This is a genomic window from Sulfurimonas sp., assembly GCF_026988655.1.
In the GTDB taxonomy this organism is placed as follows: Bacteria; Campylobacterota; Campylobacteria; order Campylobacterales; family Sulfurimonadaceae; genus Sulfurimonas.
In genome coordinates this window covers 1-7,927 of record NZ_JALSKT010000077.1, presented here as the reverse complement: position 1 = coordinate 7,927, position 7,927 = coordinate 1, and the positions used below count along the sequence as shown (strand labels likewise).

At 34.7% G+C, this 7,927-nt stretch carries 6 protein-coding genes; 1 reads left to right on the top strand and 5 read right to left on the bottom strand.

Translation table 11 applies throughout. The features are described 5' to 3' along the window. From MV052_RS08335 to efp, 5 genes are all read right to left on the bottom strand, one after another. The coding region (locus tag MV052_RS08335; protein ID WP_297443086.1) for a type I restriction enzyme HsdR N-terminal domain-containing protein at positions 1 to 736 on the bottom strand (736 nt) is incomplete at its 3' end. After that, complete coding sequence (locus MV052_RS08330; protein ID WP_297443083.1) at positions 736 to 954, bottom strand: type II toxin-antitoxin system Phd/YefM family antitoxin; 219 nt, start codon at positions 952 to 954, stop codon at positions 736 to 738. The genes MV052_RS08330 and MV052_RS08335, both read right to left, overlap by 1 nt. 47 nt (positions 955 to 1,001) lie before the next feature. After that, positions 1,002 to 4,616: a DNA polymerase III subunit alpha gene (dnaE, locus tag MV052_RS08325; RefSeq protein ID WP_297443080.1), complete on the bottom strand. Its 3,615-nt coding sequence runs from the start codon at positions 4,614 to 4,616 to the stop codon at positions 1,002 to 1,004. 120 nt (positions 4,617 to 4,736) lie between these two features. Beyond that, positions 4,737 to 6,161: a helix-hairpin-helix domain-containing protein gene (locus MV052_RS08320; RefSeq protein WP_297443078.1), complete on the bottom strand. Its 1,425-nt coding sequence runs from the start codon at positions 6,159 to 6,161 to the stop codon at positions 4,737 to 4,739. Positions 6,162 to 6,190: 29 nt separating this feature from the next. Further along, the gene (gene efp / locus MV052_RS08315; protein ID WP_297443075.1) at positions 6,191 to 6,757 is read right to left on the bottom strand and encodes an elongation factor P; all 567 of its coding nucleotides are present in this window, start codon (positions 6,755 to 6,757) and stop codon (positions 6,191 to 6,193) included. A 79-nt stretch (positions 6,758 to 6,836) separates the two neighbouring features. Between efp and MV052_RS08310 the strand changes: the two genes are divergently transcribed. Then, positions 6,837 to 7,526 (top strand): heparan-alpha-glucosaminide N-acetyltransferase, encoded by a 690-nt coding sequence (locus MV052_RS08310; protein ID WP_297443072.1) that lies wholly within the window; start codon positions 6,837 to 6,839, stop codon positions 7,524 to 7,526. The last annotated feature ends 401 nt before the right edge of the window (positions 7,527 to 7,927 follow it).

The window sequence follows — 7,927 nt, the reverse complement described above, 5'->3', positions numbered from 1 at the left end:
CCCACCCCTCTTTGGCACTCTCATACTGTTTTATGATTTTATCTATACTATTTGCAGGTATCAACCCTCTGTCTTCTGCAAAAAGTATAAACATAAATCTGTCAAGCAGTTTGTTTACAGCTTCAAAAATGGTCTCTCGTGGGAGTTGTGGATTGTTTTTTATAAGGTTATTTAAAAGTTTTAGCCTAAAACTACTATACTCTTTATAAACCTCTTTTGTAATCTCTTCTTGTGATTTTGAGAGTTTTTTTAGTCGTGCAATTTCGTTTGCTTCTAATGATGATTGATTTAAAAGGGCATAAAGTGTCATATAGCTTTGTGCCTGTGTCATATCTACGGAAAAACAGACATCACTGCTCTCACTGTAAATATCTAACTGTTTGAAATTTGAAATGATGACATACTTACATGTAGGCTTTTCATTTTTGTAGCGAAAAGCCTGAGCTATGATGTCACGGTTTGCTATTTTTTTATCGCTCGATTTGAGTTCGATGATTGCTATGGGGTTTGCATTATCATCATAAACAATCCCATCAGCTTTTTTCATATCTGTAGAGTTTTTCACTTCTCTTTCATACTTTTCCCAGTTGAAAAAATCTGCCAACAGCGAAATAAACTCCGCTCCGTTTGCATCTTCTGCAATGAACTTCTCTTTCGTAACAAGTCTAATAATATCATTAGAATTTGGAGCATTGAAATATTTTATAAAATTTTTAAGGAGTGATTTTTGAAACATTAATTTGTCGTCTCTAGATTTTTAATACCTTGTACATTTTCAAATGCCTCTTGCATTCTTTCATATGTTTCTATAGGTATAACAACTGCTTCAAGTTTATTATTTTTAGAAATTATAACACGCTCTTTTTTACGAGTCATTAAATTATTTAAAACAGAAGAGAAGTTCCTTGCCACTTCACTAGCGGAAATAATTTCATCTCTGGTATATGCTATCATTTTTACATCCTATTTTATGTAATATTTTACATATTATAACACATAAACTACAAAATATCTACAAATTCATTCCCATCTAAAGCAGTAAGTAACTTACTATCTACTCGTATGGCCGAATCTATTACGACATTATGTAGTTTTGAGACTATTGTCACTTTCAATGGTCTGTTGCCTGGGTTTTGTCGAATTAAACTATAAAGACTCTCAAGTACATCAAAGTTTGAACTTAAACGAACGGAAAGGCTTACTGGTATTGGTGGTGCCTCTTGTATCTCTTTTTTAACTTTTTTTGTTTCCCGTTTAGCGTCTTTGAGTGTCATAATTTTTGTAACACCTATACGAGTAAACATCTCCGTATGTGTGATTTTTGCTTTAAAGGCAACAGGTTCTTCTAGGTTCATCTCTGAGAGCTGTTCTAATTTATCTGAAAAAAGCATAATTTCGACATTTCCATGAAAGTCCATAAGACTCACAATGCCAAACTGATTTCCTTTTTTAGAGACCTTTTTTTGTATCTCTTCAACTTTACCTATAAAAATAGCATAAGAACCATCTTTGATACTCTCAATCTCAGATGAGAGTGTATAGTTTAGCTGATCTAACTCTTCGCGATAGCTATCCATTGGATGCCCTGAGACATAAAACCCCAAAGTACTTTTTTCAAATTCCAAAATTTCTTTGAGTTCATACTCATCAGAATTTTGAAGTTCAAGTTTAACTGTCGTTATCTCTTCATCATCACCAAAAAGGCTACCGACTACATTTTTCTTCGCTTCACTCGCTTTTTTTGCCGTTTCAACAATAAGCTCAACTTGATCTAAAAGTGCTTTACGTGAGTAACCATATCTGTCAAAACCACCTGATTTTATAATTGCTTCAACAACACGTTTATTTACTTTACTTGGCTCAATTCTATTAACAAAATCTTGTAAAGTTTTGTAATCACCATTTGCTTCACGCTCTTCAAGCATTGCATGGATGGCTGCTTCACCTACGCCTTTAACACCACCTAGTCCAAAAAGAATTATCTCTTGTCCATTTTTTGTTATTGCGGAAAATTCTAACTGTGAGTCACAGATATCTGGAGGTGAGAGCTCAATTCCCATACGTTTTACTTCATCAATATAACGCACAACTTTTTCAGTATTGTCTTTATCCGATGTTAAAAGGGCTGCCATAAATTCATTTGGATAGTAGGTCTTGAGCCATGCTGTTTGAAAGGTAACCATCGCATAGGCTGCTGAGTGAGATTTGTTGAAACCATAACCAGCAAATTTTTCAATAAGGTCAAAAAGTTCAGAAGCCGTTTTGTAATCCAGTCCTTGTTTAGCTGCACCCTCAGAAAATTCTTTGTTATATTTGAGCATCTCATCGACTTTTTTCTTCCCCATAGCACGACGAACAATGTCTGCACCACCAAGGCTGAAACCACCAATAGTCTGCACAATCTGCATAACCTGTTCTTGATAAACGATAACCCCATACGTAGGCTTAAGTATCTCTTCAAGTGCCTCAAATACATAAGTAATCTCTTGACGACCATGTTTACGCTCAATGAAGTCATCAAGCATACCTGATTCCATAGGACCCGGACGATACAGGGCCAAGACCGCAATTAAATCCTCAAAGTTTGAAGGTTTTAAGCGTTTGTTTAAATCTTGCATACCTGAAGACTCTATCTGGAACATTCCTACCGTTTCACCTGTTTGAATTACATCATAAACTTTCTTGTCATTTTCATCTATGGTATGCCAGTCTATATCTTTGTCATATCTGCGTTTGATAAGCTTAATCGCATTGTCGATGACATCAAGAGTTTTAAGACCCAAAAAGTCAAATTTGATTAAATCAACATCTTCCATATAGTTCAGTGAATATTGTGTTACAAAAGTATTTTCACCTGATGGTTTGTAGATAGGTGTCTTTTTCCAAAGTTCTTCATTGGAGATAACAACACCTGCAGCATGCATACCTGCGTTTCGTTTAAGCCCTTCAAGTTTTTTAGCAAATTCCCAAACCCGTCCTACTTGTGGATCGCTCTCTACAAGTTCACGAAGTTTTGGCTCTTTTTGAAATGCACCATCTTTAAACTCACCATTTTTTGTCTTACCGTTTAATGTAATTCCTAGCTCATCAGGAACAAGCTTTGCCATTTGATCAGCTTTACTGAGTGGCATATCCAAAACACGAGCAACATCTCGGATAACCCCTTTTGCAAGAAGTGAACCAAAGGTGATAATCTGAGCAACCTGATTACGACCATATTTTTTTGTTACATAGTCTATTACTTCACCACGACGTGCCTGCATAAAGTCCATATCTATATCGGGCATACTTACACGTTCAGGGTTTAAGAAACGCTCAAAGAGCAAGTCATATTTCATCGGGTCAATATCTGTGATATCTAAACTAAAAGCGACTAAACTACCAGCTGCAGAACCTCGACCGGGTCCCACGGCAATACCTAAACGTTTAGCCTCTTTAACAAAGTCCCAAACTATCATCATATAACCTGGAAACTTCATAGAGTTGATGATATTCATCTCAAAGTCAAGTCTATCACGGTACTCTTGATGGCGTTCTTGGGGTACTATTTTGAGGCGTTTTTCTAGCCCCTCACGACATTTGATAATGAAATACTCAGCATCATTTTTATCAGCTGCACTCATCCACTTTTTTTTCTCATCTTCACTTGCATTTTCAGCTAAAGGCGCGTCATCTTCAAAATCAATATCAAGCCCCTCTTCTTTTGCGTATTCCTGTGTAAATTTGAAGTTTGGCGGTGTCGGTGACTTTACAATCGGCACAAAATCTTCTATCTTGTTGGTAATTTCTTGCGTATGTTCGAGTGCTTCTGGTATGTCTGCAAAAAGTCTTGCCATTTCATCGGGTGATTTAATGTAAAATTCATGTACAGAATGACGCATACGATTTGGGTCATCATAGAGTTTATTCATCCCTATACACATAAATGCTTCATGATACTGCGCATCATCAGGATAAGTATAATGCGTGTCATTTGTTGCAACTATTTTTATGCCAGTCTCACGAGATATTTTAAGTATTTGCTCATCTATGTAGAGTTGGTCACCAATGCCGTGACGCATAAGTTCGAGATAAAAATCATCACCAAATATATCTTGATACTCACGAGCTGCGTTTAAAGCACCTTCATATCCTAGTGCACCATTACGAACATTTCTTTCATTTTGTAGATTGAGATGCCAATTTACTTCACCTTGCAAACAAGCAGAAGTACAAATAAGACCTTCACTATGCGCACGCAGTTCATTTTTATTGATACGAGGAAAATAATAAAAACCTTCAATAAAAGCTTTGGAAGAGAGGTACATAAGATTTTCATACCCTTTTCTGTTTTTCGCATATAAACAGATATGAAAACGTTGTTTTGAGCTTTTATCGCCTAATGTTTCACCATTGTGAATATAGCCTTCCATTCCAATGATAGGTTTAAGCCCTGCCCCTTTCATCTGTTTATAAAAGTCAATAGCTCCAAACATATTTCCATGGTCTGTCATAGCAACAGAAGTCATTCCAAGTTCTTTGACACGAGAAACAAGATTTGTTAATTTGTTTGCCCCATCAAGCAGGGAGTATTCTGTATGTAAATGCAGATGAGTAAAGGAAGGTTTCGCACTCAAATTATCACCTCGTTAAGTCGTAAAATATTAAAGTGATTATAGTGAAGTTGTCTTAATTTTTCGTAATACTGCAGGAGCACTTTTTGCATAACCATGGCATCAAGCCATGATTTGGTCTATCTATTTAAAAAGCTTATTCCAAGCTTTATCAATTTTTTTAACTAATTTTTTAGTAACACCTTTGACTTCTGTTAGAAGTGAAGAATTTTGATGCAATACAGCCAAAACATCATCAACGCTTCCAAAATGATCTAATATTTTTTTAACTTTCTTTTTTCCTATACCTTCAACAGAAGTTAAAAAATCATGTAGTTCTTCTTTGGTCACTTTTACTTCATTTTCTACAGATTCTGTACTTTCATCACCTGTAGGGTTTGGCACTTCAATCTTCTTTGTGGTATCTTTTTTTAAACTTCTTAAAGGTTTCAGTGCCAACTTGTCTTGGTAGTTCCACTTTTCACTTGGCCACTCTTCAGCATATCTTCTTCCAACAGGATAAACTTTATACTTCTCATCTAGTTCATGAAGATAAACTTCTTTTTTACCATACATTTTTTTCTTATTTCCAAAGAATTCACCATCATAACTTGCATTGAATTTACCAAAAGTGATATGACGCATAGTTCTAAGTAAATCTGGAGAAATTTTACCTAACTCTTCCCAGTTAAACATAGGCATATTCGGTTGTTTAAATCTACCCTCACTTAAATTCCACATAAGGTATTGACCAATCCAATCTCTGATGTATGGAAACGCAGCAAACGCAGTAGCACACTCTAAAATACGAACTTTTCCATCTTTTCCATACGCTACATCACAAGCCCAGTATTCAGCTTTTGCTGCTTTAGAAACTTTTACAGCCAAATCAAGAACTGACTTTGGAACATCCATATAGTCCATACTTCCACCCTGAGAAGTATTTGTCAGCCATTCACCCTCAGGAGCACGACGCCAAAAGGCACATACAGGCTTATGTCCGATGAGCATGACACGGATGTCAGCTTCCATTGGAACAAAGTCTTGAAAATATTGAGGATGGTATCTTTTTTCATCAAAAAGCTCTCGCGCCTCTTTATAACTATCTACTTTATGTACGAAATAACCACCATAATTTGATGGACCGTACGACTTCTTGATTATTTTAGGATACTCACATTTTTTCAAAAATTTATCTGCATTTTTATGATTGTAATAAATGTACGTTTTAGGAATAGGCAGATCATACTTCCAAGCAAATCGTGTCACATTTTCCTTTGACTTGTTTGAAAACTGCGTATCAAGGGAAGGCACAAATCTTACATGAGGAAGCTCACGAGCTATTTCACGGAAAGTTTCATATGCAGTAGCAGGGATATTACCTATAAGAACATCAATCTTTTTTCGTTTTACTTCTTTAATAAATCTATCTTTATCATTTTTCCAATGATATGTCACAGTTTCTATCTTGTTTGGCCACCCTTTAAAGTTTGAGTGATCAAAAAATCTTAAGACATAGTCCATATACAAAAAGCCTAATTTTGGTAATTCTTTATTACTTAATCCCATACTACTTTTTCCTTATAAATTCAGTTAAATTATTTAACTTTTTCTAAATACTCACCATCAACAGTATTCACTTTTACAGTATCACCCTCTAAAACATGATATGGTACTTGTACAACAGCACCACTCTCTAATGTCGCAGGTTTTTTACTTCCACTTGAAGTATCACCTTTAAAGTTAGGTGGAGTTTCAGTGATAACAAATTCCATAATTTCAGGAGCTTGTACAGAAATAGCCTTGCCTTTATAAAACACGATGTCAACGTTAATGCCATCTTTAAACCACTTCGCAGCATCATCACATTGCTCATACGAAAGACCAAGTTGATCGTATGTTTCATTGTCCATAAACTGATACATCTCACCATCATCATACAGATACTGCATAGTTTTATAATCAATCTCTGGAACTTCAAACTTATCACCTGCATGAACAGTTTTTTCAACTACTTTACCATTTAAAAAACTTTTCATTTTCATACGAACAAACGCTGCACCTTTACCCGGTTTCACATGTTGAAATTCTACTACTTTATATGGAACTTCGCCTACCACAAGACGAATATTCTTTTTAATATCACTCATACCAACTGTTGCCATCAATACACCTTTAAAAATTTTTGATTATTTTACAATAAAAGGACTTATAATGCTATAATAACGCAAAAAGTTTTTACATTTGAGATATTTACAACTAGATTTTATCCGCGGTCTTGCCATCATTTTTATGATCATTTTTCATCTCTCTTTTGATTTGAATAATTTTCATTTTATAAACATTGACATTTACCATGCAAAAGAGTGGCATTATTATAGAATGCTTATTGTATCGATGTTTATCCTTTGTGTTGGTATTTCACTTGCACTTGTAAATGAAAACGGTATAAAAATTAAAAAAGAGTTCAAACGCTTTATATTTCTCTCTTTTGCTTCACTAATGATTACCTTCGCAAGTCTTATTACCTTTGCTCAAAGTTGGATATATTTTGGAGTCTTGCATTTCATCACTGTAGCTTCCGTTCTCGCACTTGCTTTTGTACGCTATGAATGGCTTAGTCTTATAGTAGGAGTCCTGATTGTACTGCTTTTTAATCTAGGCATCATAAACATGCACTGGCTCTATAATGCAACATCCTCAATCTTGCATCTTCCCTATCACACAGAAGACTTAGTTCCACTAACTCCTTGGTTTGGTGTTGTTTTAATAGGTATATTTATTGGTAAAAAAAGACTTTTTTTATTTCCTTTACAAGAAAATAAAGCAACAAATTCAATTGCACTTTTAGGAAAACACTCCTTACTAATCTACTTAGCCCACCAACCTCTTTTCTTTGGCTCTATTGCATTAGCTGACTATCTCATTCATTAATAATTTCTCTAAGTAATGGAGTGCTAACTTAAATTCATACACTAAAGATAATGGTTAACTCGAGAACTTGTTATCTCTAAATGCTCAATCTTATTTTGTCAGTTGTGAATTGGTGAATTAACATTTGAATTAAATTTTGATATGGAATAGAACTTTCTAATGATTTTCTTTTAAGTTCATACAAGTCATTTTTTTATATGCTGTCATTAGATTTTGATACCTCTTTTATTTTTTAACCCGGATTATGCAATAGAAACTCATTAAAATTATAAAATATTGTAACCATTCAGCACCAAACAAAAAAATAGGCACAAAAATTGCTTAAACATACATATTATGACAGAACAAGAAGCTATAGATTTTTGCAAGAACAATCCAGAGGCAGCGGCTAAAATAATTCT

Excerpts from the sequence above, each read along its gene's own strand:
- MV052_RS08330 (WP_297443083.1), bottom strand. The coding sequence starts at position 954 with ATGATAGCATATACCAGAGATGAAATTATTTCCGCTAGTGAAGTGGCA.
- efp (WP_297443075.1), bottom strand. The coding sequence starts at position 6,757 with ATGGCAACAGTTGGTATGAGTGATATTAAAAAGAATATTCGTCTTGTG.
- MV052_RS08320 (WP_297443078.1), bottom strand. The coding sequence starts at position 6,161 with ATGGGATTAAGTAATAAAGAATTACCAAAATTAGGCTTTTTGTATATG.